37 protein-coding genes and 1 pseudogene are annotated in these 26,020 nt (G+C 36.6%); 37 read left to right on the forward strand and 1 reads right to left on the reverse strand.

Translation table 11 applies throughout. The features are described 5' to 3' along the window. Positions 1-93: 93 nt before the first annotated feature. The 37 genes and pseudogenes from BLV50_RS02140 to BLV50_RS02320 all read left to right on the forward strand — a co-directional run bounded on the left by BLV50_RS02140 (position 94) and on the right by BLV50_RS02320 (position 25,671). Positions 94-687, forward strand: a complete 594-nt coding sequence (locus BLV50_RS02140; RefSeq protein ID WP_090805501.1) for a hypothetical protein — start codon at positions 94-96, stop codon at positions 685-687. Between the two features lie 946 nt (positions 688-1,633). Beyond that, a complete protein-coding gene (locus BLV50_RS02150; protein WP_090805506.1) occupies positions 1,634-2,569 on the forward strand; it encodes an acetamidase/formamidase family protein in 936 nt (311 codons plus the stop codon). Positions 2,570-2,736: 167 nt separating this feature from the next. Further along, a complete protein-coding gene (locus tag BLV50_RS02155; RefSeq protein WP_090805509.1) occupies positions 2,737-3,288 on the forward strand; it encodes a 2'-5' RNA ligase family protein in 552 nt (183 codons plus the stop codon). A 181-nt stretch (positions 3,289-3,469) separates the two neighbouring features. After that, positions 3,470-4,036 (forward strand): histidine phosphatase family protein, encoded by a 567-nt coding sequence (locus BLV50_RS02160; RefSeq protein WP_090805512.1) that lies wholly within the window; start codon positions 3,470-3,472, stop codon positions 4,034-4,036. A gap of 226 nt (positions 4,037-4,262) precedes the next feature. Continuing rightward, positions 4,263-4,652, forward strand: coding sequence for a hypothetical protein (locus tag BLV50_RS02165; protein ID WP_090805515.1), 390 nt, complete (start codon positions 4,263-4,265; stop codon positions 4,650-4,652). A 285-nt stretch (positions 4,653-4,937) separates the two neighbouring features. Beyond that, a complete protein-coding gene (locus BLV50_RS02170; RefSeq protein WP_240321295.1) occupies positions 4,938-6,044 on the forward strand; it encodes a DUF3626 domain-containing protein in 1,107 nt (368 codons plus the stop codon). A gap of 117 nt (positions 6,045-6,161) precedes the next feature. Beyond that, the gene (locus tag BLV50_RS02175; RefSeq protein WP_072732462.1) at positions 6,162-6,677 is read left to right on the forward strand and encodes a phosphotransferase-like protein; all 516 of its coding nucleotides are present in this window, start codon (positions 6,162-6,164) and stop codon (positions 6,675-6,677) included. A 75-nt stretch (positions 6,678-6,752) separates the two neighbouring features. Further along, positions 6,753-7,373 (forward strand): zinc dependent phospholipase C family protein, encoded by a 621-nt coding sequence (locus tag BLV50_RS02180; RefSeq protein ID WP_072732463.1) that lies wholly within the window; start codon positions 6,753-6,755, stop codon positions 7,371-7,373. Positions 7,374-7,613: 240 nt separating this feature from the next. Beyond that, complete coding sequence (locus tag BLV50_RS02185; protein WP_064638983.1) at positions 7,614-8,255, forward strand: DEAD/DEAH box helicase family protein; 642 nt, start codon at positions 7,614-7,616, stop codon at positions 8,253-8,255. Between the two features lie 315 nt (positions 8,256-8,570). Then, positions 8,571-9,050 carry a hypothetical protein gene (locus BLV50_RS02190; protein WP_090805518.1) on the forward strand — a complete coding sequence of 160 codons (480 nt, stop codon included), beginning with the start codon at positions 8,571-8,573 and terminating at the stop codon, positions 9,048-9,050. A gap of 133 nt (positions 9,051-9,183) precedes the next feature. Beyond that, positions 9,184-9,891: a GNAT family N-acetyltransferase gene (locus BLV50_RS02195; protein WP_256337826.1), complete on the forward strand. Its 708-nt coding sequence runs from the start codon at positions 9,184-9,186 to the stop codon at positions 9,889-9,891. 211 nt (positions 9,892-10,102) lie between these two features. Beyond that, positions 10,103-10,852, forward strand: a pseudogene (locus BLV50_RS02200) (class I SAM-dependent methyltransferase). Positions 10,853-10,869: 17 nt separating this feature from the next. After that, entirely contained in the window at positions 10,870-11,271 is a 402-nt protein-coding gene (locus BLV50_RS02205; RefSeq protein WP_090805523.1) for a GNAT family N-acetyltransferase, read from the forward strand. Between the two features lie 54 nt (positions 11,272-11,325). Further along, a complete protein-coding gene (locus tag BLV50_RS02210; protein WP_177031095.1) occupies positions 11,326-11,871 on the forward strand; it encodes a GNAT family N-acetyltransferase in 546 nt (181 codons plus the stop codon). A gap of 163 nt (positions 11,872-12,034) precedes the next feature. Beyond that, entirely contained in the window at positions 12,035-13,120 is a 1,086-nt protein-coding gene (locus tag BLV50_RS02215; protein ID WP_256337827.1) for a CHAP domain-containing protein, read from the forward strand. Positions 13,121-13,145: 25 nt separating this feature from the next. Beyond that, entirely contained in the window at positions 13,146-13,616 is a 471-nt protein-coding gene (locus BLV50_RS02220; RefSeq protein ID WP_090805532.1) for a DUF5662 family protein, read from the forward strand. A 25-nt stretch (positions 13,617-13,641) separates the two neighbouring features. After that, positions 13,642-14,103 (forward strand): serine hydrolase domain-containing protein, encoded by a 462-nt coding sequence (locus BLV50_RS33255; RefSeq protein WP_256337828.1) that lies wholly within the window; start codon positions 13,642-13,644, stop codon positions 14,101-14,103. Positions 14,104-14,147: 44 nt separating this feature from the next. Further along, positions 14,148-14,636 carry a serine hydrolase gene (locus BLV50_RS33260; protein ID WP_256337829.1) on the forward strand — a complete coding sequence of 163 codons (489 nt, stop codon included), beginning with the start codon at positions 14,148-14,150 and terminating at the stop codon, positions 14,634-14,636. A gap of 133 nt (positions 14,637-14,769) precedes the next feature. Beyond that, positions 14,770-15,294 (forward strand): GNAT family N-acetyltransferase, encoded by a 525-nt coding sequence (locus tag BLV50_RS02230; protein ID WP_090805535.1) that lies wholly within the window; start codon positions 14,770-14,772, stop codon positions 15,292-15,294. A 242-nt stretch (positions 15,295-15,536) separates the two neighbouring features. Then, positions 15,537-16,085 (forward strand): GNAT family N-acetyltransferase, encoded by a 549-nt coding sequence (locus BLV50_RS02235; RefSeq protein ID WP_090805538.1) that lies wholly within the window; start codon positions 15,537-15,539, stop codon positions 16,083-16,085. A gap of 25 nt (positions 16,086-16,110) precedes the next feature. Then, a complete protein-coding gene (locus BLV50_RS02240; protein ID WP_090805540.1) occupies positions 16,111-16,629 on the forward strand; it encodes a GNAT family N-acetyltransferase in 519 nt (172 codons plus the stop codon). Next, entirely contained in the window at positions 16,630-17,154 is a 525-nt protein-coding gene (locus tag BLV50_RS02245; protein WP_090805543.1) for a P-loop nucleotide/nucleoside kinase family protein, read from the forward strand. It abuts the gene before it with no gap. Positions 17,155-17,157: 3 nt separating this feature from the next. After that, entirely contained in the window at positions 17,158-17,496 is a 339-nt protein-coding gene (locus BLV50_RS02250; RefSeq protein ID WP_090805546.1) for a GNAT family N-acetyltransferase, read from the forward strand. Between the two features lie 103 nt (positions 17,497-17,599). After that, on the forward strand, positions 17,600-18,073 hold the full coding sequence (locus tag BLV50_RS02255) for a GNAT family N-acetyltransferase (RefSeq protein WP_090805548.1): 474 nt from the start codon (positions 17,600-17,602) through the stop codon (positions 18,071-18,073). A gap of 143 nt (positions 18,074-18,216) precedes the next feature. Beyond that, entirely contained in the window at positions 18,217-18,639 is a 423-nt protein-coding gene (locus tag BLV50_RS02260; RefSeq protein ID WP_079694609.1) for a GNAT family N-acetyltransferase, read from the forward strand. 245 nt (positions 18,640-18,884) lie between these two features. Beyond that, positions 18,885-19,307, forward strand: a complete 423-nt coding sequence (locus tag BLV50_RS02270; protein WP_090805553.1) for a DUF1801 domain-containing protein — start codon at positions 18,885-18,887, stop codon at positions 19,305-19,307. Between the two features lie 33 nt (positions 19,308-19,340). Then, positions 19,341-19,772, forward strand: a complete 432-nt coding sequence (locus BLV50_RS02275) for a GNAT family N-acetyltransferase (RefSeq protein ID WP_090805557.1) — start codon at positions 19,341-19,343, stop codon at positions 19,770-19,772. Between the two features lie 13 nt (positions 19,773-19,785). After that, a complete protein-coding gene (locus tag BLV50_RS02280; RefSeq protein WP_090805559.1) occupies positions 19,786-20,673 on the forward strand; it encodes a class I SAM-dependent methyltransferase in 888 nt (295 codons plus the stop codon). Positions 20,674-20,797: 124 nt separating this feature from the next. Beyond that, a complete protein-coding gene (locus tag BLV50_RS02285; RefSeq protein WP_062324469.1) occupies positions 20,798-21,199 on the forward strand; it encodes an NUDIX hydrolase in 402 nt (133 codons plus the stop codon). 105 nt (positions 21,200-21,304) lie between these two features. Beyond that, positions 21,305-21,451, forward strand: coding sequence for a hypothetical protein (locus tag BLV50_RS33265; protein WP_256337830.1), 147 nt, complete (start codon positions 21,305-21,307; stop codon positions 21,449-21,451). Continuing rightward, positions 21,452-21,682: a GNAT family N-acetyltransferase gene (locus tag BLV50_RS33270; protein ID WP_305367658.1), complete on the forward strand. Its 231-nt coding sequence runs from the start codon at positions 21,452-21,454 to the stop codon at positions 21,680-21,682. A gap of 60 nt (positions 21,683-21,742) precedes the next feature. After that, entirely contained in the window at positions 21,743-22,297 is a 555-nt protein-coding gene (locus BLV50_RS02295; RefSeq protein WP_090805562.1) for a GNAT family N-acetyltransferase, read from the forward strand. A 29-nt stretch (positions 22,298-22,326) separates the two neighbouring features. Beyond that, a complete protein-coding gene (locus tag BLV50_RS02300; RefSeq protein ID WP_090805565.1) occupies positions 22,327-23,211 on the forward strand; it encodes a hypothetical protein in 885 nt (294 codons plus the stop codon). A gap of 46 nt (positions 23,212-23,257) precedes the next feature. Then, the gene (locus BLV50_RS02305; protein WP_090805568.1) at positions 23,258-24,064 is read left to right on the forward strand and encodes an N-acetyltransferase; all 807 of its coding nucleotides are present in this window, start codon (positions 23,258-23,260) and stop codon (positions 24,062-24,064) included. A 27-nt stretch (positions 24,065-24,091) separates the two neighbouring features. After that, positions 24,092-24,370, forward strand: a complete 279-nt coding sequence (locus BLV50_RS02310; protein ID WP_063563283.1) for a hypothetical protein — start codon at positions 24,092-24,094, stop codon at positions 24,368-24,370. A 12-nt stretch (positions 24,371-24,382) separates the two neighbouring features. After that, complete coding sequence (locus tag BLV50_RS02315) at positions 24,383-25,180, forward strand: aminoglycoside phosphotransferase family protein (RefSeq protein WP_090805571.1); 798 nt, start codon at positions 24,383-24,385, stop codon at positions 25,178-25,180. Beyond that, positions 25,171-25,671, forward strand: coding sequence for a GNAT family N-acetyltransferase (locus BLV50_RS02320; protein WP_256337831.1), 501 nt, complete (start codon positions 25,171-25,173; stop codon positions 25,669-25,671). Before BLV50_RS02315 ends, BLV50_RS02320 begins: the two co-directional genes overlap by 10 nt. A 19-nt stretch (positions 25,672-25,690) precedes the next feature. On the opposite strand, the gene BLV50_RS02325 is transcribed toward BLV50_RS02320, so the two are convergent. After that, positions 25,691-26,011, reverse strand: a complete 321-nt coding sequence (locus BLV50_RS02325; RefSeq protein WP_306291800.1) for a hypothetical protein — start codon at positions 26,009-26,011, stop codon at positions 25,691-25,693. Positions 26,012-26,020 lie beyond the last annotated feature (9 nt).

Here is a 26,020-nt window from a genome sequence, read left to right on the forward strand (position 1 = left end):
AGATAAGAGCTATCTAAGGGGAATGGACGTCATGAATACAGAAACATTAGCTAGAATTCCAGCAATTATTTATTTAGAGGTGTAAATTCAGAGATGTCTTATACAAAACCTGTTATTAGAGAACCATATTATGATTGTCCAAAATGGTTTGACAATGATGTGCATCGTTCAGAGTTACTAACGCTTTCGGGCAAGTGCACATCTTCTGAAGTTGAACTCTTTTTAATACATTTATTTGGATATTGCAATATAAATATAGATCAATCAATGGAAGACACTTTCAATGAACTATTTGCAAATGACTCTGTAGCTATTTTGGGTGGTGTTGCTTTTTATGAAAGTGAAGAAAAATTTATTATGCCAAATTGTTGCTGTGGTCTAGAACAATTTAGGGAGATTTATAATTCTATTCTTAATAGAGAGAGTCCTTGGCTTGGACATGATCCCTCACCGGGAATAACTTATAAGGGTAACATGGCCATCGTCTGGTCTGATGATCCAGATTCTAGTGATAGATCGGACGTTTTCCATATTGATTTTGAGTTTGAAGAAATTTTATCTTGTCTTGAGAAATCCAAATATGATTTGAAAGATTTCATTGATAAGCCACTTTTTGAATGGATTTATCGAAGAGATCGAGATACAGCTAAAAAAATGAAAGATAGAATGTATGAGTGGTTTCTTTAGGAAATGTGATTATTAGTATTTCTAAGAAGGCAGGAACATCAGCTAACATTATATTCATGCTGCGGCTCGGCTGTAGCCGAACCTTGATCCGTCAGAATGTTTTGACAGAGAAGCAGAATCAGGCGGATAACCCTGCGAACCTTAAGGCAGCTGAAGCTGCCTTAAGGTTCGCAGGGTTCATGAATACAGAAACGTTATCGGAAAATACGCAAATATATAATTTAATATCAAAGAAGGCTAAACCATCTGATAACACCATATTCAAGCTTCGGGGCATTTGCCCCTCGGTCCGGCAGAAGTTAGAGGAATATTCGGGGCTAGATTTTCAGTAGCAAGGAAGTGGAATCAGCCGGACACATCCAATCGATTAAGTGCGCTGATGTGTACCCGGCAGCTTTGCTGTCTAAAGTCGATAGGACGTCGTGAATACCCGAACCATATACGAAACACTTCGAAAGCGGGAATAACATAAAAACAAATAAGGCAATGAAGAATTTATTGGATGAGTTATCTCAATCAAATAAATTCATAAATTCGGATTTATTAAATCCCAATTTTATTGAATGGGATAATTGTATCTTGATTCTAAGTTCTACAATCGAAGGAGAAGATGTGGTAATTAGATTCTATCAATCAATCTAGGGATAATGAACCTGAGTGGATTAATCTAAACGATCTTGAAGGATATAAAGAAGAAGCGATTTTAGTAATTGAGATTCTGAATGTAGTTCAATGATGAGAAGTGCTTCGTATAACTAAATATTAAAGCTTCGCGCCATTCGGCTTTTGGTCCGGCAGATGCTTATCGCGGATATGAAAGCAGTCGGACAAATCTTAACCGACTAATTGCATTGCGGCCAGCTCCTGACGGAGACTTAAGTCGGTGACGTCGTGAATGCGTTATACAAAATAGGCATAAAGATAATACCGCATTGGAGGCGATATTATGGTGGCACACAAAATTGAATTATCCCAAGAATCACTAATTGGTTCATTCACTAAAGAAGTAACTCCAATCATTTCAGTGTCATCGGGTGATTCCATACGTTTTGAAACATTAGACGCAGGTTGGGGTACTGGGAGAAGTAATGGTGAAAGAAGGAAACCATTTTCAAGAAAAGAAAAAATATATGGAGGTCACGCCTTGTTGGGACCTATTTATATTGAAGGTGCTAAGAAAGGGATGACTTTAGAGATTGAGTTTAATGATATTATACCTGGGCAATATGGGTTTACTGCTGCAGGTCAATATCCTAATTGGCAAAACCAGAAGTTACATTTGACCGAATATAAGGAAATTAGCCTGGATTGGAAACTCGATAATAAATCCATGGTGGGAGTATGTGAAATCAACGGCAACTCCTTCTCAGTTGCATTACGACCTTTCATGGGCGTTATTGGAATGCCTCCAGATGACATAGGAATTCACTCTACTTGGCCACCTCGATATTGTGGTGGGAATATTGATTGTAAAGAGCTTGTGAGAGGCAGCAAATTGTATCTTCCTATTTCTGTCGATGGGGGTTACCTTGCTATAGGTGATGGTCATGCTTTGCAAGGGGATGGAGAAATCAGTTGCCAAGCTATTGAATGTCCGATGGAAGTTGTTGATATAACTGTAAATTTGATTGAAGGCATAGATTTGTTAAACCCCCGTGCTAATACTCCCGCAGGGTGGATTACTTTTGGGTTTCATGAAGATCTTAATGAAGCAACCGTTCAAGCTTTAGATGGAATGCTTACCTTGATGGGTGAGTTGTATGGTTTAAATCGTGTTGAAGCTATTGCTTTAGGGAGTTCAGTTGTTGATCTACGTATAACGCAAATTGTAAATGGGGTTAAAGGGGTACATGCCTGTCTACCACATGGAATTTTAAAGTGATTCGAATGTAACTCAGTACCTGAAATAAAGAAAACACATATGAATATCTTTCATGATTTTAATGTTTAGTGGTCTCAACTAATCATTAAGGAGAACCAGGCAAAAACGTACGATTAGTCATACGATTTCATGATGAATAGGGATAAAAAAGAAAGGTGGGGGTTCGCTTGTATGCTATAGAATTACTCTTCAACAAAGAATTCGATGAGTACGTCAGAAAAGTATGGATGCACTTTGACAAAGTTGGGATCAGTCATTTTATGAATAGATTTGAGAACTTAAGTCCCCATATAACACTTGCCGTATATACGGATATATCCGATTTGAAAGGATTTAAAGAACAACTTGAAATCTATTTTGATAATGTTTCTCCTCTTCGTTTACGATTTGATATCGTAGCTACCTTTCCAACCTCGGGAACGATATTTTTAGCCCCAACCATGACGGATGAACTTCAACGTTTACACAAGGATTATTATAATAAGTTAGACAAATATAATAATCAAGCGAGTATATATTATAGTCCAAATCAAAGGAATCCACATTGTACCCTGGGAACACAATTAAGTAGAGAAGCGATAGCTAAGGGAATTCATGATGTAGTAAAGGAATTTGAACCTATGGATGGGATCATAGAAAGAATGAGTTTAGTGAAGATTGAGCTGTCAGAAGAAGGGAACAGGAATATAACCATATTTGAACAATCTTTTGAAAGTTAATTCAAAGAGGTCAGTTACTGCGTATAACATTATATTCACGCTGCGGGTATTCGCCCTGGTTCCGAAAGGAGTCGGAGCATACGCTGGGTAGTAAAACACAAGGGAATGGACGTCGCGAATATATCAACTTTATGTGAAATCATAGTGTGACATTTAATGAAAGCATCTAAAGGAGGCTTGTATGAAGACAATTATCTATATGGTTAGGCATGGAGAATCACCATACAACGAAGGAAATGAAAGAACAAGAGGGCTTACGCCAAAAGGAAAGATCGATATTGAAAAAGTAACGAAGTTATTTATAGGTGAAGGAATAGACATGATTATATCAAGTCCTTATACTCGAGCAATTCTGAGTGTTGAAGGATTGGCCAAGCACTTAAAGTTAGATATTAAAGCATTTGAAGATCTTAGAGAACGACATTTTGCATCTTATGATATTGAAAATGCAGAGTTAATGTCTAGTATCAGAGAGAGTTTTAATGATTTTGATTATACCTTGCCGGGTGGAGAGTCCAATGCTGATTGTCAGAAAAGAGCAATCTCAGTTCTAAAACCCTTACTAAAAGAGAACAGAGGGAAGAAAATAGCAATCGGGACTCATGGTCTTGTGATGACTTTGATGATGAATCATTTTGATTCAGCTTTTGGTTTGGAGTTTTTGAATCAATTAAAGAAACCAGATATTTATAAAATGCAATTCGAGGACTTAGAATTAGAAGAAGTAACAAGAATGTGGAATGATTAGATTTCCTAAGGTATATAAAGAATACTGTGACATTACATGTCAGAGTATTCACGCTGCCTTGGTCTTGCTGGAAGCAATTCGGTGAAGTGTGAGCAGGAAGACAATACTGAGAGGCAAACTGAGCAAGCGCAGCCGGATTTTTTGGTTCTTAAACTTCTCGGCGTCGTGAATACAGGAACGTTATATGAAAACATCCAAAAACATCTAAGAAGGATGAAAAGAAAAAATGATAAAATCTATTAGTATTGATGCATGGAATGGGGCCACATTTAAGGAAGAAATCGTTGTGAATCCTACATGGACGGACACTTTAAGTATTTTAAGAAAACTCGATGGAGATAAATTTACATTAGTATTTTTTGAGGTATCAGACACCGATTCAGCATTAGTTGGGGGCGGACCTGAATATTTCATTGTGTCTATTACAATTGATGATTCTATATATACTCTTATGAACGATAAACAGGGTAACAGTGAAATTCCCCTGGTTGCTGGTGGTCAGTTAGGCAATTATTGTGATAACATTTGTATAGAATTAATTCCCATGCTTGAAGTAATACGGTATTTTTATGAAACCGGAAAACTACTCGAATTACATAAATGGAAACAAGAATAAAATTACTCTGAATGTAACTCGAAGAAATGAGTGACATCATCTAATGGGCAGCAGGGTTCGTGGTCCGGAAGAGCAGATTCACCGGACACTTTCAACCTGCTAATTGGCAAAGCCACCTGTCACTAATTGCCTAAAGCCACTTAAACATTGCGACTTAAAAAAACTGCGAACGCTTACATAAAGGCTATGAAATTATGCGTTACTGCAGGGAATGATGATGCTCCTAATAGCCTTGTTTTTAAAAGTAGGTTGAGGTCTCAATTTTAGAAAAGGATGGTGTTTCTTGTGTCGAACAACAGACAACTTACAAGATCTCAGAACGCAGCGATTGAATATATAAGTAATGACGCAAGATCCCAAAAAAGAGAAGCTCAAGCATCACTCAAAGAAATTTTTCATTTTTCGAATATTCCTTGGAATACCTATGAAGAAGCAGTTCATAAGATTAAATCCCATGCAAGGGTGGCTTTGCATTTTCATCCGGATCGTCCGGTTTTAGATATGAAAAGTGTTGCTCAATCTTTATTAGAGCAGGGAATCTATAAAAGTCAGTTCGAGACATTCATATCCAATGGGAGCGTATCTGCATACGTAGGTGGTGCAAGAGATCTTTGGGAGGAAAAACTATTTGGTGGAGCATATCAGTTAGAAGGTGCAACCAACTTTGAACGGCCAAAGTATGGTGCTCTTCATTTGTTGTTACATCCGGATGGACCGTCTCCACGATTCGGCTCTTGTTATTTTCTTTTAAAACCGAATGCTTCATATCGCTGTACGTTCACTTACGGTGGCTCTCAAGATGCTCCAAAGGAAAAGGGGACATATGAGGAATTAGACGATATTTTATCTGCGCTTTTTACGGATGCTTTCTTTCGGGATTATGCTATTGGAGAAAAAGATCTTACTCCTAAAAAATTGATAGATCAGCTATTGTACAATCTGGAACGTCCGTTAGAGGATCCGTCAAAACTGGCCCCACATCGGAATCTTAACCATTTTATCGAAACTCAAATTCATGGAGATATATATCTTGAAGATGATGTGGAAATTTTAGTGGCTGACCCATCGTTCAAAGGAACGGAAATAGGGAATTATTTAGAGCAAATCTGCATCAAATATTCCATTGAACTATTTTGGCATATGGGATTTGCGATGCGTGTAGAGGAAGTGCCCTCTGATTTTAGGGGTCCAACCATGCCATCATTAGCGAAGCGAATTGCAAGGAATGGTCACATCGACGCAAGTGTGATCGGGAATGCTGTCAACGATTTGAAACGCAATCCTGATCTTTGGTCTGACAGAGGTAATTACGAAGAAGTGCTTCAGGAATTAAAATACATGTGGCATATACTCGTTCGATATGGTAAATCGATTGCTGACCAGAGTAATTAATTTTTACTGGAAATACTGGTTGAATCAGTGAAGGCGGGGTTCGGAAGTACATTTTTAGTGGAGATCATAAGAATCATAGACACTTTAAATATAACTCGTGCAAAGGAAGATGAGAAAATGGATAAAGGGAAAATTATATTTCTGAATGGGGTAACCAGTTCTGGTAAAACTTCAATCGTAGAAGCGATGCAAAATTACGATGAACCCTTTTTTTATGTTGTGGCCAATGATCTTTTTGAAAATACGATTGGTGATAAACATTTGCAAACAGACTACTGGAAGTATTTAAGTGAAGCCATCATTCTAATGTATCATACAGCAAAATTATTTTCCGATCATGGAAAGAATGTTTTAATCGATGGGGTACTTGTTGAAAGACCGGAATTAAAGCCACATTATGATAAAGTCCAAGATATATTTGATGGATATCCTTTGGATATCGTTGAGGTGTACTGCCCGTTAGATCTTTGTCGTAAGCGAAATATAGAACGTGGTGACAGAAGAGAGGATCAATCCGATGAGCAAAATAAAATAATGTCGCAACACATTCGCTATAGCTTTTCAGTCGATACGAGTTTGAATACGCCGGAAGAATGTGCAGAAATGATTATCACATCACTATTCAAGAAATAATGATTTGAAATATCAGTTTAAGGAATCAGAATCAGGTAAACAGACTTCAAACTTTCATTAAGGGGAGGAAGAAGTATGGGTTCAAGAATAATGCATCTGATTGTGGCGAATAGAATTGCAGATTCCTTATCTATTGTAGATAAAACGCCTTTTTTACTTGGAAATATTGCACCGGACGCAGTTATAACAAAAGATTCATCACATTTTTTTGCTGGTGAAATTCAGGATTATTCAAGGAACGTAGACTATAAAGGATTCTTACATAAGTATCGATCACAGGTAGAAGACCTTTATGTTTTGGGTTATTTCACACATTTAATTGCGGATGATATATGGTTAAAAGGTTTTAATTTACCTTGGTTAAGGAACAGAATGGAAGCTAATGAGGAACTATATAATCAGTATCATAACGACTTTAGATTATTGAATGGGAAGTTGCTTGAACATTATGGATATAAAGAGGAATTAAGAAACAGGCTTAATCACATTCCAACAATACCGGATTTAGAGGAAGTTAAATCTACAGATGTCAAAAAGTTTGTGCCATATATATTTGACGATTTGGATTATGACAAAGAAATTTTGATAGAAGCCCTTAATGTTTTTACTTTTGAGCAGATCATTGGTTACTTAGAGACATCAGTCGATATGGGAATATTGAATATGAAGTATATAAAAGTAAAGTACAATTTGTAAATAATTCTATGAAGTCGCATGGTAGCTGCACGGTCTAAAGATATGAGAGCAAGTCAATCCGCAATGTCATGTGGCTCTAACGGAGATTAATGGTAAATGAAGGAGTGAACTATAATTCGCCGAATACTATTTAGGTATAAATAAGAAAAGGAGGATTATATTATGTGGTTTTGTTGTGTGTATAAAAAACCGATAAGAATCCGTAATCACCCTCAATATTAAAAATTGAGGAGGAATAAAATGAGAATAAATAACAATTATTTAAAAGAACAATTAAAGCATGTGTATTGGTTAAATGGTGGTTGTTGCGCGGGAAAGACAACGATGACAAAGAAATTTGTTGCAGAGTTAGGATTTCAAACATTGAGCGATAATGTCTTGAAGTATAGACCATTCACTAATCCGACTGAATATCCTGCTCTTCAATATCCCCATCCAGGTTTAAACTGGGAAGAGTGGTTTAATAGGCCTACTGATGTGTCTTTTCCATGGCTTTGTGAAATTGTTGTAGAAATGATGGAATTTTTCGTTATTGATTTATTAAAGATGCCAACGGATAAACCAATCATTATCGATTTAGGAATAATGCCTGAACACATTTTACCCTTTATTCCTAAAGAAAAAATGATGTGTCTTTATACATCTGATGATGAAATAGAAAAGCTATATTACTTTAGAGAAGACCATAAGATGATTTTGGATGTTATTAACCTTACATCAGATCCAGCGGAAACGATTAAACATGGCAACAAAACAATGGTGAAATTCTCCAATGAAATTAGAAATGCCTGCGTTAATAACAATATCAAAACACTTGAAAGAACACCTGACTTGGGTATAGAAGAACAATTCAGATTAGTTTGTGAGCATTTTGAATTATGATATGAGCATCCTTTGTTAATTTTATATGTAATACGGGTCAGGCTACCGATATAAGGTAGCCTGTTTAAATAACGGGACATGATAGTTTGGTCATAGTGAATTATATAAATCATGCACCTCCTGACGTCCTGTCTTTAGTCAAAGATATGAGCCGTAATCAGATAACAATATGTTTACGCAGCGGCTCCCTTACGGAACCTTGGTCTGCGGAATGAATTTGAGGGAAGTTGGCTCAGTGAAACATTCGACTTCGTCGAACAACGTTAATACAGGAGCTTTATGTGAAATGCCGGATATATATACAAGGAGCGAAAAATGAAAAAATGTATAGTGTTTATATTATTCATTTCAACCTTATTAATGGGGTGTAACAAGAACGAGCTAATATATAACGCCCCAACCAATGAACAAATCACTGATTATGTAAATAGTCATCGTTTAGATTTACAAGATAGTATATGGATTAAGGACTCAGCAATCATTTTACTCGAAAATTCATTAATTACCCTTTATACAGATCAACATGGGAAGGTATATGACCAAAAACTATCGTGGGGAATAAATTATTCAGATCCTGTGACTGTAGGAAACGGAAATCCATATATAGCAGTCATAATTAATAACAAGATGTTAAGTTCTGGAGCTGCTTGTATTTTTATTACTTATACTGATGGTAAGTCCTATTCAAGAGGGATTACGGAAAAGAAGGGTTATCTGATTCCTAATACTCAAATTAATGAAGTAGAAAACTTAGTAATATTCGACAATAACGGTAAAGAAATTTACAAGAAGTAAACGGAGTAGCCCCCTTCAGTTACGAATTGATCTTTACCACCGAACTTGGAGAGCAAGAAATATAGTTTATGTAACGTGTATAAGGCGCATTAGTGTTTTATTCTTCACTGGAAAATTTATATTTTATGGGGGATTGAAATGGAGATTGTTTTTAGGGATAGCAACCTATGACCACTATTTTGATGAAGCATTTTTTGCTACTAAACCAGGGTTTGAAGAATTGGAAAAAGATATATTAGAATATACCACTACTACTTTCAGTAATGAAAATGGCCTTGGGATTGCGGTGAATGACAAAGATACTCACACTCTAGATTTATTACGCAGTAAGAAGTTTGTGGAGAATGATCTGACTGAAAACATACTTGAACTTACACTACAGAATGTTAGCCTTGATTATGTAAATCCTGAAGGCGTAATTTTAAAGAATATGGATGTTAATAATGATTTGTTTAAGTATCGGAAATTATTATGGAAAGGCTTTAATCATGAAGGTCCTGTGCCTGATGATGAAATCACCATTGATAAGAAAAAAAGAATGTTGTCAGCAAGAAATATGAATTCATTCCTACATATTGTTGCTGAAAATGAAGATGGGGCATACGTTGCTTATTGTGGCTTATGGTACAGTCAAAAAACGGATTATGTTTATGTTGAACCTGTATGTACAATTCCGGAGTATCGGCAGAAGGGGCTTGGAAAAGCAGTGGTATTAGAAGCCTTGAAAAGAGGTCGGTCCTTAGGTGCTGAAAAAGCATATGTTATTTCGGATAGTTCTTTTTATAAATCATTAGGCTTTCAACAGCATTCTCATTATACTTTCTATTGGCATAACATTTGAAATTTACTCAAGCCTCTCGGGTTCGTAAATGTAGGAAACGCTATTTAAAAGTGGAAGAATTGTGAGAAAGGATGAATGCATGAATATTCAGGACCTCCCAATTGAAATAACAGAACTAATCGGAAAAGTTCAGGGGGCTGCAAGATCAATTACGAAGAGGCATTAAGTAAACGAATGGAGCTGCGAACAAAATTATATTGAGGGGGTTATCATGGTGAATAAACATAGTGTTTATGAAACAAACAGCTCCTATTGGGATACGAAAGGAAATGACTTTTGAAGAGCAATCGTGCTTCCTTTTTATGGAGCATTTGTAACAGAGGAAAAATGCCAACTTTTTGGCGATGTCTCAGGAAAAAAGATGTTAGAGATCGGCTGTGGAGATGGTCAATCTTTGCAATATCAGGGAGAGCGTAAGGCTGCTGAACTATGGGGGATGGATATATCAGAAAATCAAATTGAAAAGGCTAAGCAACATCTGACAACGTGTGGTCTTTCAGCAAAATTAATTTGTTCTCCTATGGAAGAAGAATCTAACATCCCTGTGGATTATTTTGATTTTGTTTATTCGATTTACGCCATAGGCTGGACAACAGACCTAGAAGGTACCTTTTGTCGGATCGCTTCATATTTAAAAAAAGATGGCATATTTATTTTTAGTTGGTCTCATCCAATTCACAAATGTGTTGTTGAAGAGAATAATAGATTGGTTTTTAAAAAGTCTTATTTTGATGAATCTTGGTATTCGGTCGCTCCTGATTTTGTTCAAGGCGAGCTAACTTTGTCTGATCGTAAACTATCAACCTATATAAATGCGTTAGCGAAAGCAGGGTTTGTTATTGAACAAATGATTGAAGAAACCGAACAGGAAATAATCCAATTGCATGATGAAAATAATGATCTCGTAAAAAGAGCGAAGATGTTTCCTGTAACCTTCGTTATCAAAGCAAGAAAACTTTGAGTCTATGGGGGTTACTCATGGTAACGTTAAAATTACATACAGAGAAACCGATTCTACAATCTGAACTAATGGGTCTTTATCAAGATGCTGGTTGGTGGCCTAACCGAGATGAGAATGGAATATTACAGCTACTTGTTAGTGGTGTTGCAGTAGGAGCTTGGAAAGATGATATATTAGTTGGCTTCTGTAGGTCTATTTCAGACGGAATATATCGGGCTTATGTAGAAGATGTTGTTGTATTAAGTATGTACAGAAATAAAGGAATAGGAGAACTAATGGTCAAAAGACTTTTAGATGAGTTAAAAGATATTGACGTTATTAGTTTGTTTTGTACAGAGGATTTGGGTGGTTTTTACGAATTGTCAGGTTTTAAACGGACAAAGCAAATTGTAATGCATTATAAGAATCAAGGGAATTAAAATATTTATTCAAAGAAGATGGGTACTTACTTAGGAATAAGGGAGAATGCGACAATGTTTAAATACGAAATGGATGATTCTTCTTATTTATCGCTATTGGAAATTAAAGATGCAGAACAATTATATAATTTGATTAACAGTAATAGGGATCATATAGGTGAGTGGTTGAAGTTTCCTAGTATTACTGTAGAAGCAGATGATTCAAAAACCTTCATAGAAAGAACACGGATAAGATATGCCAAGGAAGAAGGTTACTGGTTAGGAATATGGAGTGAGGATAAACTTGTGGGTTCTATTGGTTACTTATATCTAGATCAAGAGAACAAAAAAACTGAAATCGGATATTGGCTAAGTAAAGAATATGAGGGTAAGGGATTAATTACTAAATCTATTAAAGTACTAATAAATCATGCTTTTGACGAACTGAAATTAAATAAAATTGAGATAGGAGCAGCTACAAACAATTTAAAGAGCCGTGCAATTCCTGAGAAATTAGGGTTTAAACGTGAAGGTGAACTAAGAGATTACGAGTATATCAATGGAAGGTTTCTAGATAGAATAATCTATGGATTGAAAGCTAATGAATGGATAACGGAATAGTATTTTTTATAGAAAGCATATGACATCATCTGAGATTAAATTTTTACGATTGGGCTTATGCCCTTGTCGTTCAATGAACAATCAGGGAAGTTGACTCTGACGACATGCGAGCGGACCTAAGATGGTGCTATCTAAATCTAATATAGTGACAGGAGGCGAAAGTTTGATTTCACATAAAAAGCTTAAACGGGTTGAACTTGTTCGTACTCTTGTTCTTGAAACGCTACATACTATAGAGAAAACCTCAAAGAATGAAGAAGCATTGTTTAATCTCTTCGGGGTTTCTAGCTTGGCTTCTTTACTTGCCATACGAAGAGAACAAAATTCGGAAATTGCTGCGATCGCAGGGTTGCTCCATGATTTTTATTTCTATAAAACCGGCATAAAATACTTCCCTGGTCCTAACAGTGCAGATTCGGTAAGACCGATTTTGCGTAGCACCCAAATCTTTACCGACGAAGAGCTATCTGTCATTCTTCGATCTATCTTTTATCAAAACGATAAACATCAGGTCCATGGACCATATGAAGAAATTATTAAAGATGCCATACTTATACAGATGTACGTTCAGAATCCGGAGGAGTTTTTTTCTGATATTGAGATAAATAGATTACAAAAAGGTCTTGTTGAATTAGGGATTCAAATAGAACACGTAGAGGCAAAGCACAAGATTAACAGAGGAACGATAATCAAAGGAACTGAAGATAGACGTCTTAAGTTGGCTGAAATTGCGGAAGCGCTTGCAGTTCAAAGGGTTATGGGAATTCCAGAGGATGAAGGCTATCGGGAAATATGCAAGTACTGGCCTGACTCGGATATCTATAAAGTACTGGAATCAAATTGGTGTGCCGCATTCGTATATTATTGCTGTATGCAGGCTGGCATCATACTCCCTATTCGATACCCGAATCACAGTTATCGATTAGCTGGGGTTGGCGCCTGGTTAGATTGGGCTCAGCTACCTGAAACAAATTTTTTATATCAAGATGGATACCAGGGTTTTAAACCAAAGCGTGGCGATATTGTCATTTTTGAAAAGCTTCTATCCGATAATTCTCATGATCATATTGGAATTGTTTTGGCATGTGAGGGAAACCGATTATTGGTTGCAGAAGGTAACAAAGACAATAAAAACTTCTCCAGCGTTGTTTACAGGAATAGAGAACATTGTATTTACGGATATATACGTATAGACAACAGCTATCAATTTCATTTTGAAGGGGATATATACCAATTGTTTCTAAATTGAGTAAAAAACTTTAAAACCGAAGGAGATGGTCACTATACTCCTAGTATATTTGCGGTATTATCTTTATGTTTTGGATCATAAATTAAACGTTCTTATCGAATGTTGGAAAGAAGGATTATATCTTCAGGGGATAATCCATGACATGTCTAAATTCTCTCCTCACGAATTTTTTCCTTATGCACGTAAATTCTATTCAAATCAGAAGGACGAGGATACCGAGCTGAGATGGAAGAATGCGTGGCTGCACCATCAAAATCATAATAAACACCACTGGGAGTATTGGATAGTAAATAAAAATACTAGAGAAGCCTTACCAATGCCAAAGAAATATTTGATAGAAATGGTATGTGACTGGCGGGCTTTCTCAAGAAAATGGGGGCGTAAAGTTAAAGAAACTAATTTACCAGAAAGAATGATGACATCTGAAAGTATAATATTACACCCAAAGACGAGGGAAGAACTTGAAAATTTCATGAAGAAAAAACAACAACAATAACACAGTGAAGAAGGTGCACCTTTCATTGCTTAACCTAAAAATATCAAATAATAAAGCATTCATTGAACTGAATGATTATGTCTTACAGGTAAAGAATAAAATATCTGCTACCGCTGCTGCGACATATATTATTCATAATGATCGTATCGTGAATGAATGGTACTCAGGAGTACATGACAATTCTAAACCTAGTCGATTAGTTGATGAGGAATCACAATTTAATGTTGCTTCAGTTCGAAAAACATTTTTAGGATTTGCTATTAGTCTTGCTTTACTTGAAGGTAAGGTCAGAAGTATAGATGATCTTGTGGTGGACTACTTGAATGAGTTAGATAGGGAAGCACTAAGGCATATAACAATACGACATTTGTTAACCCATACTCATGGTTTAAGTGATCTGCATAATAGATTGTTTCTTCAGGGAACTGACTGGAAGTACAATAATATTGGTGTTAATCTGCTAATTGAGATTATTCGGAAATTATAAAAATCCCTTTATCACAATTACTCGCAGAGCGTTTATTCTCACCTATGGGCTTTAGCCAAACAGGATGGAGAAAGGGAAATAATGAAAAATTAGTATGGCTTAATGAGCAATATAAGGATGATCAAGGTAACCTGGCCAACTTATTTATGAGCACAAAGGAACTAGCATATTGGGGTTATATGCATTTGAATAAGGGAGCTATAAACGGGAATCAGATACTTCCTAAAGAAATATTTGAGCAGACAACCACTATAATTAGTCCTCCTGATCTGGAACAACAATTGCCGAGAAACGGTTTTTTTTGGTTTGTGCAAGATGAACCGCGGTCTTTTACAGAATTAGGTGATAAACTTCCACACGGTTCTTTCCAGTCTCTGGGCGCCACTGGATGTGCCTGTCTTGTCATTCCTAAGTGTAAAACTGTTGCAGTAAGAATGTATAATCAGACTGGACAAAATCCGTTAGGGTATGACTATCTTAAGGATATCAAAACATTTGGGGATTTGGTCTGTAAGTACATAGAAGATATATAAACCGTGAACTTGGCTTAAATGATAATGATAAATTTTTACTGGATAAGAATATATGTTCTGATATAATTGAACTAAGAATAGTAAATCTCTTCCTCTAAATTTGGTTACAAATAAAAACAGTGAGGTGAGTGAGATGGAACAAAGAAATGCGCCAGAGGTAAGAATTGAACTATGGGACGAAGGAGATTTAGATTTGCTTCGCCAATTAAATTCGCCTGAGATGACAGTACACTTCGGAGGACCAGAGACTGAGGAGAAAATCCTAGCTCGTCATAAGCGCTATTATGAAATCGCACAAAATGGAACAGGGAAAATGTTTAAGATCCTCTTGCTTCCGCATCTTGAAGTCGTGGGTAGTGTAGGGTATTGGGATCAGACCTGGAAAGAAGAATCTATTTACGAGATAGGCTGGAGTGTTTTATCGGAATATCAAGGTAGAGGAATAGCGACAGAAGCAACAGCGAAGGCCATAGCTTCTATCCGTTCTGAAAAGAAGAAACATAAATTCATTCACGCTTTTCCTAAAACCAAGAATCCCGCTTCAAATGCCATTTGTCGCAAGCTGGGCTTTTCGTATATTGGCGAGTGTGATTTTGAATATCCTATTGGGAATATCATACGATGTAACGACTGGAGATTGGCAGTCGAGGAAAATTAAGATCAAGAGCATGGAGGGGGATTTTAAATCAGTTGCACGACTTTCTCCATATTTCAGGGCAGATGAGAAACCATCTGCTTTTTTTTGCTTGATTTACTTCATATATGTAATAATATGGTTAGTGCTTAGTGCATATAATTTGCTGATTAAAGGACATGTTGGTGCCTAGTTTCTATGGATTTATTTTTATTTGGATTCTAGAGACGCTGAGTGAAACTACTTAACTATTAAGGAGAACTAAAATGTCGCAGTTTCCCAAGTTAGAAACAGAAAGGTTTGTATTAAGAGAACTAACACAGAATGATTCCAGAGATATATTTCAATGTTTTTCATTGGATGAAGTTACGAAGTTTTATGATGTGGAGAGTTTTACAACCATTAAACAAGCAGAAGAATTAATTCAAAGATGGAATGAAAGATTTGAATCAGGTCAAGCTATTCGTTGGGGAATCACTTTGAAGTCTGAAAACAAAGTCATCGGAACATGTGGCTTTCATGGATGGATGAAAAATCATTATAAAGCTGTCATTGGATATGAACTAACACCAGAATATTGGCATCAAGGTTTTATGACTGAGGTAGTTGAAAAGGTAATTGAATATGGATTTAATACGCTTGGCTTAAACCGAATTGAAGCATTTGTAGAACCAGCAAATGTGGGATCAAGAAAGGTTCTTGAGAAAATCGGCTTCAGAGAAGAAGGAATATTGAAGGAAAATTATTATTGGAAGAATCGATTTGTTGATAATGCCATTTATGCATTTCTCAAGAGTGACTATAAAGTTTATTAATAGCTAACGAAAGAAGGATAACCAGATGATTACAATCAGATTTGTTTCAAATGAGGATATCCCACACATTCAATCCATAGCTCAAGAAACATGGAATTATACTTATAAAGGCATATACTCCGAAGGCTACATACAAAATTTTCTAAGTAGAGCATATTCAGATGAGAATTTAAGTCGATCTGTCGAGAGAGATCTTCAAAGTGCCAAACGGAGTTTTTTAATAGCTGAATATAATGGCGAAGTCGTTGGATATGCTCAAACAAGACAAGTGAATGAAGAAGAATACGAATTGCTAAGAATCTATATACGACCTGAAAATCACAAAATGGGGATAGGTAAAGAGTTCATTTGGAGATTCACTCAAGTTTTAAAGCCAATAAATAAACTGTTTGCCTGGGTAGGGAAAGAGAATTATATAGGAAGAGCATTTTATGAGAAAAGTGGATTTAAAGAAATAGAAGAAATGATCGAAACCATAGAAGGGCATAGTAAAACGCAAGTTAAATATGAATTGGAAATCTCCAAGGGAAAGGTGGTTTCATAGATGTTTTTTCTTCAAATGGCGGGATTTCCTGGTTCTGGTAAGTCAACTCTTTCAAGACGGATAGCTAAAATAACGGGTGCCATAATTATTGATCATGATATCTCAAAGTCTTCCATATTAAAATCCATTGGGAATAGTAATTTAGAATTAAAAGTTCTAGGTATGACTTCATATAATATCGATTGGGCCCTGATAGAGTTTTATCTCTCCCAAGGCTATGACGTAATATTCGATAGTCCATGCTTTTATCCTGAGATGATTGAAAGAGGTTCATCATTAAGTAAGAAGTATAATGCTAAATATAAGTACGTTGAATGTTACCTGAATGACTATCAGGAAATAAGTAAAAGATTACAACATCGAGAACGGATGATAAGTCAGATTTCGGATACATCTGAAGAAGAGTTTAAAAATAATGTTAATGAAAGTAAGAGACCTAATGATATTCAATGTTTGCGTGTTGATTCGTCACAACCTATAGAGAAGTATTTAAATAACGTTTTAAATTATATTGATGAAGAATAAGGGATGTCTCGTGAAATCGAAGATCTAATGAGAAAAAATGCAAACGCTTTAAAAAAAATCGACAGTCGTAACTCTAGAAATAAAGAAAGAAGTATGTTGGTTAGACAACGTTATTGTATCCAAGGATTTAGAGGAAAAGGTGCTGCTAATTACTTGTTGAAAACGATGATAATGAAGGCGAAATCGATTTTTAAAGTTAAACACTTATTATTATCATGTCATAGCACGAATTCAAGAGGACTAGCATTTTATCACAAGCATGGATTTAAACCCATTGATATGCGAATAACGAATTTAGATGAACAAAAAATAATAACTATACAAATGAAGTTAGAGATTTAGAATGCATTCAAGAAGAACGAAACCGCATATTATACGTGTAATGTTGGGAACTAACATAGAAGCAAAACATTAAATTAGCTTTAATAACGGAGGATGATATGAAATGGAAATCTCATTATCCAAAGCAGGACTTAAAGAAGCTTCAATCATTCACGAAATGCAAATAAAAGCATTCATGCCTCTATTAAATAAATATAAAGACTATGAAACAAGCCCAGCAAATCAAACGGTAGAACAAATAGAAGATCGAATAAATCAAAGCTATACAGATTATTACCTAATAAGAGAAGCAAATATTCCTGTGGGGGCCATTAGAGTAGTAAAAAAGGAGAATAAAATCTATCGAGTAAGCCCTGTATTTATTTTACCCGACTACCAAGGGAGAGGGATTGCACAAAAAGTATTTTCAATAATTGAAGATAGGTATAGCGATGCGAGAATATGGGAGTTGGCTACAATCTCAGAAGAGCAGAGGAATTGTTACCTTTATGAGAAATTAGGATATAGACAGAAGGGAGATACGAAACAAATTAACGACAAGATGACAATTGTGATTTATGAAAAACGAATGACTTAGGTTATCAAAAAAAGGTCAAAACATTGAAACTGATGAGCAGTTGAGATTTATTAATGGAGAATCCATTAGATTTTTCTGATGTTGATCGTGCTGGAATTAAGTATTACTTGAATCATCAAGGATTTTGAGAGGAGCTGGGATTGATGGATTTTATATATGGAGAATATCTTATCAGTGAAAACAAAGAACTTATGGATATCCATGCGGTAAAGGGTTTCTTAGCTAGAAGCTATTGGGCCAATAAGAGATCCGATGAAAAAATTGAGAAGTCCATACATTCTTCAGTATGTTTTGGGATTTATAAGGAAGAAATTCAAGTTGGTTTTGCAAGGGTTGTCACAGATGATGCGACAATGTATTGGCTTTGTGATGTTTTTATTCATGAGGAATATAGGGGCCAAGGACTTGGTAAGAAACTAATTGAAGTGATTACACAATCGGATCGCTTTAAAGATTTAATGGGGTTACTCGGAACATTGGATGCACATGAATTATATGAACAATATCAATTTAATAGAAATAGTGAACGCTTCATGATAAGACTTCCTGATTATTTGAGGGCGTGATGACATTGAAGAGAGCTGTTTATTTTCTTTCTTTGATCATCGGGATAATTTTTATAGCCCTTGGAGTAATACCAGCTATTTTTGACTATCCCTACAGTGATGAACCAAACTCCGGGCCGGCAAGCTTTTGGGAACTGATTCTAATCATTAGTTACGCACAATGGATATTGTTTCTGATTGTTGGTCTGATATTAAGTCTTTTTCCTGCGTTAAAGCTACGGAAGACATGAAGGGGGATTTTATCAATGTATAAACTTAAAACAAAAGAAACAGACAACAGTGTCATTGAATTTATTGAAAGTGTTGAGAATCCCAAAAAGCGTGAAGACGCGTATCAACTATTGGATATTTTCACTGAAACAACAGGGTATAAAGCAAAGATGTGGGGACCGAGTATTATTGGATTCGGCTCCTATCATTATAAATATGAATCTGGTCATGAAGGAGATGCACCACTGGTGGGCTTTTCTCCTCGAAAAGCAAAAATCAGTTTGTATTTTGCTACAGGTGATGCAGAACGAGAGAATCTATTAAAGGACTTTGGAAAACATACGACAGGAAAAGCATGTGTATACGTCAATAAAGTTGCAGATATCAATTTAGATGTATTACAAGCGTTGATCAACCAATCCATCAAGTTCTTGAAAGAAACCTATCCGGATCATTAATTTCTGTACACTGTTATTATTGGAGGTCACGTGATGAAAGAAGAGAACATTCATATACGTTGGGCGAACGAAAATGATGCAGAGGACCTTCTTAAGCTCAATGATGCTTTTAATGGCATAGGTACATCCGTAGAAGAAGTAATAGATAGCCTTGCTTTATCTAATGAGTTGATTGCTCTAGCTGTGATTGACGATCAGGCAGTTGGATTCGCTTGTGCTCAATATTTTAAATCTTTTTGTTATCGTGCACTCCAGGGAGAAATCACAGAAATGTATATTACCGAAGTTGCCCGGAGAAGAGGATTAGCTACGTTACTAATTGCTTTTATAGAGGAGGAACTCAAAGCACGAGGTGTTACCAGTGTAAAAATTCTGACAGGCCAAAGTAATGAAAGGGCTATAAAGACATACGAAAAATCAAACTATGCCAGAACGGAAGAAGTATTGCTACAAAAGAAACTATAAGGAGCATAATCGAATGTCTGAATATTATTGGGATAATAAAATTGAATACCTTAAAAATACGAGATGGCTTTACTATAATGACGATTACCTTCAATTTTTAGTGCATTTTGTTTGGAAGATAGATAAACCTGTAAGCGTTATCGATTATGGGTGTGGGTTTGGTTATTTGGGTCTTAAACTGCTGCCTTTGTTACCAAAAGGGTCAACCTACACTGGAGTAGATAAGGGTGAAACATTAATCAATGAAGCTAAGACGATCTTCTCCCAACTTCCCTATGAAACAGAGTTTATTACTTGGGATATAGAAGACGTTGTATTGAAGAGGAAGTATGACATTGCATTGAGTCATGCTTTTTTATTACATATGGATGACTCTGTGAAAATACTCCAAAAGATGATTGAAAGTGTACTGGAGGGTGGAAGAATCATCTGTTTTGAACCTCATTGGATTGGGAGTATGGCGAACTATCATGTGGAGGGCGTTGAACAAAGTGAAATCATTAAACTAGGCGTTTTACAGAGATTATTTGAACAAGATCATATACGTACAGGTAAAGATGGAAATATTGGAATGCGATTACCTATATTAATGAGTCAATTGGGATTAACGAATGTGGAATGTAGAATGAGTGATAAGGTCAACTTTCTAGATCAAAACATGGACTCTACCCAAAAAAACATTCTCTATCACTCAATTAAAGAAGATGGTATAGGACAGGATCCTGGCGATTCAGTAGAGGTAACCAAACGATTATCAACTCGGGGCTTAACGCAAAATGAAGCAAAGGCGCAGTATGAAGCGGAATTAACATTTTCCAAAGTATTTGTTAATGAATCTTGGTTGACTTATGCAGCCAGCATGAAGATTTCATTTGGAACGGTCCGTAGAGATGGGAGTTAAGAACTGTGGTTCACGGATTGCACTTTATTATTGCTAATCGAATTGCAGAGGACCTTTAGATTAAAGGAGCTTATTACTTTTACTCGGAAGCATTGAATCTAGAACATAAAAAGGGGGGCTTTAAATGAAATTTATTGTGTCTGCAAGTGTGATTGTCCTTAATGAGAACGATGAAATCTTACTTATGAAGGGACGGAGAGGCTGGGAAATGCCTCAAGGCTGTGTGGAAGAAGGCGAGACCATCACACAAGCTGCTATTCGAGAGGTGAAGGAAGAGACTGGCATTGATATTGAACTTATTAAGTTTTGTGGCCTATATCAGAATACTACGCGGGGAGTATGTAACAATATATTCACTGGAAAACCGATTGGAGGAACTCTAACTACAAGTATTGAAAGTGATGAGGTTGGTTTCTTTACATTAGAACAAGCCAATGAAATGATAACCTGGGGGAATTTCAAGGAGAGAATTCACAAAGCATTGGATGAGAGCACTCATCCCATTTTAGTTGAGTTCTCTGAATAACATATGGATGAAGGTATCTTGAATCATAGCTAAACAATATGGATTCAAGTAAGTCAATAATCTACTCCAACGAAATATAATTCGGCAAACGAAAGGGATATTTGAATGAACCCAATTACTATAGAACCAATCGATAAAACGAATTGGGAAGAGGCGATCGCGATATCATTACTTGAAACGCAAGTCAATCTTGTACCGACGGTCATTGAATCTTTAGCATATGCCTACGTGAAGCCGTGGGATGCTTATTGAATTGGAGGATTTCAAATAGATAAGGACTATCAAGGAAAAGGATTAGGAAGTCAATTACTTTATATGATACTGGAAAGTATTCAGGAAAAGCATCCACAATGTCAAATCATCTCACTAACCGTAGAAAAAAATAATGCACATGCAAGAGCCTTATATGAGAAGATAGGATTTATTGATCAGGAATTGGAAAATCAGGATGGTGAAGTCGTATATAAAATGAAATTGAAATAAACAGAAATCGGTCATTTTGAAGGTGCAATGATCCATTTTCATGTAAAAGGCGGGGATAGTATGGTGTACAACGATCTCACTACAACGATGACCACAGAAAGGCTGCTGTTAAGATTATTTACGAAATCAGATGCTGAAACCGTTACCAGACTATGTAATGACTACAACATTTATAAGAGCACACTCACATTACCCTACCCATATACATTAGATTGTGCAGTGTCTTGGATAGAGCAACATAACGAAAATTTTAATGCGGATAAATTATATGAATTTGCTATTTGTGATAGGGAAACAGGTGATTTATACGGGGCAATAGCATTATCTAATCAACAACGTTACGATAACGGGGAGTTATCTTATTGGGTAGGTCAGCCGTTTTGGGGAAAAGGTTATGCAACGGAAGCAGCTAAAGCCATGTTAGACTTCGCTTTTGATGTGAAAAAATATCATAAGGTATATGCGCGACACTTTGCTTCTAACCCGGCATCCGGACAAGTTATACAGAAGATTGGCATGATAAAAGAAGGAGTACTGGTGGATCATGTCAAGAAAGAAGACCGGTATGAGGATCTGATTTACTACGGAGTAGTGAGAAATAAAGTGGAAATATAAAATTCAAACCCAACGCGGAGGAATACATAATGATAATTAAACCGGGTAAAAAAGTTTTACTTTCATGGATGGATTGTTATGTACCGGAAAAAGATTTGTTTTTCCTATCAAAAGAACATCTTGATTATGAATTTGACTTTACCGATGTACTATTAATGCCAAAAGAGGAGTTCTATAACCACAGCACTTATAGGCAAGTGAATTATGTGAATGGTTATGAGTACTGGAATATTAAGAACGTTGATTATGTAATCATTGCGGATAAAGAATGGATAGAAACCATTCCTGAAGAACAGAAACGATTTTTATTAAATGCACAAGTGCAAAGTGGAAGAGGGCTTGTTTTCCCTGTTACATTTGTACATGATTTGGCGGAAATACCTGCAAGGTATGTGATTGATGGGGACGTTATCCTTCAGCGCTACATGTGGGAAAAGCTGAACAAATCATGCAAAGAACAGATACTTACGACATTGGTTTACGAATGGTGGGATAAAGGGGAATGTGAGAAGCCGCCTGAGTCGCTACCTGATTTTCTAAAACCATATGCCAATTCGTTTGCAAGTTCCCAAGGTGCAAATTGCCTCGCAGCAGTTTTGTTTGCAATCTCCAAAGGGAAACAGGAGTGGTTTATCTATGAATGGGTACATCAAAAAACGTTTCTAGAGAAATTAAAACAGTATGATCACGAGGAGTTATTAACTGACGAACTACATCACGGGGACGTTGTCCTATGGACAGATGAGAATGGGATCATTCAACATGCAGCATATCATCTGGGAGAAGAACTATACTTCAATAAAGATGGGCAAACGATATTCAACCCGTGGAAGATACTCTCTAAAGAGCAACTGTATAAGGAGTGGGAGCATCTTACCATTGTAAAGTATAGGCCATGTAATGAATTATTTTGATGGGAATTAAAATGGAGTTCCCGTACTTTTATTTGGAGGTAAAGACATGAATCGACTGATTCCATCCATAGATTTAATTAAAGAAATTGAACTCTCTGAAATCGATTATATGACAGATCGCATGCTTGCTATACAGAGTCGGGACAAAAATCCAGAAGGAATTGAGATTCAGCAGTTTGGAAATGCCGTCTGTTTCTACAGTAAGACCATGCCATGGCCCACGTTTAATACGGTGAAGGGCTTAACAAATAATGATCTGGGACACCTGGATGCTATCATTGATTTTTATAGACAGCTTGATCGGAAGGTTCAGTTCGAAGTTATTCCATCTGTGGTGGATCAGAACTTCTTGAAACGTTTAACCGACTTAGGCATGTATGCGTCGGGATTTCATTCATCTCTGATCATCAAACCAGAAGAAAAAAAGAATCACTCAGATCATATCCAAATTCAAGAACTTGAAGAGGATCAATTCGAGCTATACGCGACCATTCATTGCAGGGGGACCGGTTTGTCGGATGACGGTATCCCTTACGTCGCCCAGAATAATAAGGTTCTTTATCACCGTCCAGGTTGGAAATTTTACATCGCATATGTCAATGACATCCCTGCAGCGGTAAGTGTTCTGTTTATTAAAAATCAAAAGGCATCCTTAACCTTTGCAGCAACATTACCTGAGTTTAGAAATCAGGGTGTACATCAGCAACTTTTGAATAGAAGAATAACGGAAGCCTTGAATAAGGAATGTAATCTGGTGGTAGGGCAATGTTCATTTTTATCTCAAAGCCATCGAAATATGGAGCATGTTGGCATGAAATTGGGATATATCCGAACAGCATGGACTGAAAGATAAGAATCAATTTGAATTAGGAGGCAGCTCATGAACAATACCAATAAAATCCTGGGTGCGGTTCTCATGATTAGCAGTATTTTTATTTCAACCTTAGATAGAATTTCCGTGAGAATATCTACAGCCATAGTGGAAGCGGGATACGCTTCAGGTGGGAAAACACGCGAGATAATCCCAGCAAGTGATAATGGTTTCACGGGTTTTCTCGTATATTTCTTATTTTTCGTCGGATTTGTGTTATTGATTGCTGGATTCCCTGGGAATCCCAGAAAGGATAAAACAAATAGGTACACACAAAACAGATCTTAGGAGGGGTTCATTTTGCCTGAGTACGAAGAAGCCCTAAACGGAGGCAATGTGAATAAGGTTGTAAAAGTAGGTAGCACAGTTCGTCGTGACGCTATACCGAATCCGTATGTATATGAATTGCTTAAGCACCTTGAAAAGGTGGGCTATGCGCATTCCCCTAGATATTTGGGAGTAGATGAGCAGGACAGAGAAATCCTTTCTTACCTGAATGGTGTGGTTTCGGGAAATGACTATCCTGAGATTGAAAGTTATATGTGGTCTGATGAGACCTTAGACAAAGTAGCGAGGCTTTTAAAAAGCTATCATGATGCTACAATGGATTTTGTTTCATCTACGGTTTCTTTAAATAACTGCCCAAAGGTATCTTCAAAGGAAGAAGTAGTCTGCCATAACGATTTTGCATTGTATAACGTTGTGTTTAAAGATCGGCTTCCTGTAGGAATCATTGATTTTGACATGGCAGGGCCTGGTCCGCGTCTATGGGATATTGTTTACAGCTTGTATACCTCTGTCCCATTAGCAGGTTTTTCACCGGGTAAAGATGAAAGAGAAGTTGGTCCATATAATAAACAGGATCATGCATCTGAGCGGAAAAGACGTATAGCGTTATTTTTTAACGCTTATGGTATGGATGTGCCGACAGATCTGAAGGAATGGGTGATTTCTCGAATTCATTTCATGTGTACCACACTATCTGATCGGGCGGTGTCTGGAGAAACAGCTTTTATCAAAATGATTGAAGAGGGTCATTTGGCTCATTATGAGAAGGAAGTAAGGTTCCTTGAGAAGCATTTCGGTGATTGGAGTTAATCAAAAAAAGAAACGGAACGAGTGATATTATTGTGATCAGATTAATACCTACTACAAGAGAGAACTGGAAAGATGCATTAAACTTACAAGTTCAAGCCAATCAAAATCATTATGTTCCATCAGTAGCCGAGTCCCTAGCGAAGGTGCACATTCTTCCAGATGGGGATGAGTACAAGTATATGCCATTTTGCATATATAACACGGAGGATAGCTTAGTTGGTTTTGTCATGATCACAGTCGATGAAACAACAGCTTGGTCCTATTGGTTGAATGGTTTTATGATCGATGTAAGCTATCAAGGTAAAGGATATGGAAGAGCAGCGATAGATGCAGTAATTAGCTATATAAAAGAGAACTATGTCCATAGCAAGTGTTTGAATTTAACGGTATGTGCAGAGAATGAAGTTGCCAGGAAGCTTTATGATAAAATGGGTTTTTCAGAGACCGGAGAAGTATATGATGATGAAATTGTATATCGATTCGTTTTTTAAAAAGCATTTTAACTTACTCCTACTTCTGCTTAACCAGTACAACACCGATGATGATGACCACAAGTCCAATCCACGTTTTCCAAGAAGGAACTTCCTTCATGAACCAGTATCCCATCCATATGGAGATGAGCACTTCTATGCATTTGGCAATGACCAGGACATAGCCCAGTTGACTGACAGCTTTCATTCCAAACTTGACGCCGTATCCTACGCTCAGATTAGCGGCTAGAAATAAAGGCAGCATCCAAAGATGGAATTTAAATGTGGACCAGAACTGAGTGTCAATATGCTTGCTTTGATATGAAAAAATAATGTTGATACAGGCTAAGCCAGCAAACATGAGCACAAA

Origin of the sequence: Paenibacillus sp. 276b (assembly GCF_900107875.1) — a bacterium.
Lineage (GTDB): Bacteria > Bacillota > Bacilli > Paenibacillales > Paenibacillaceae > Paenibacillus > Paenibacillus marchantiae.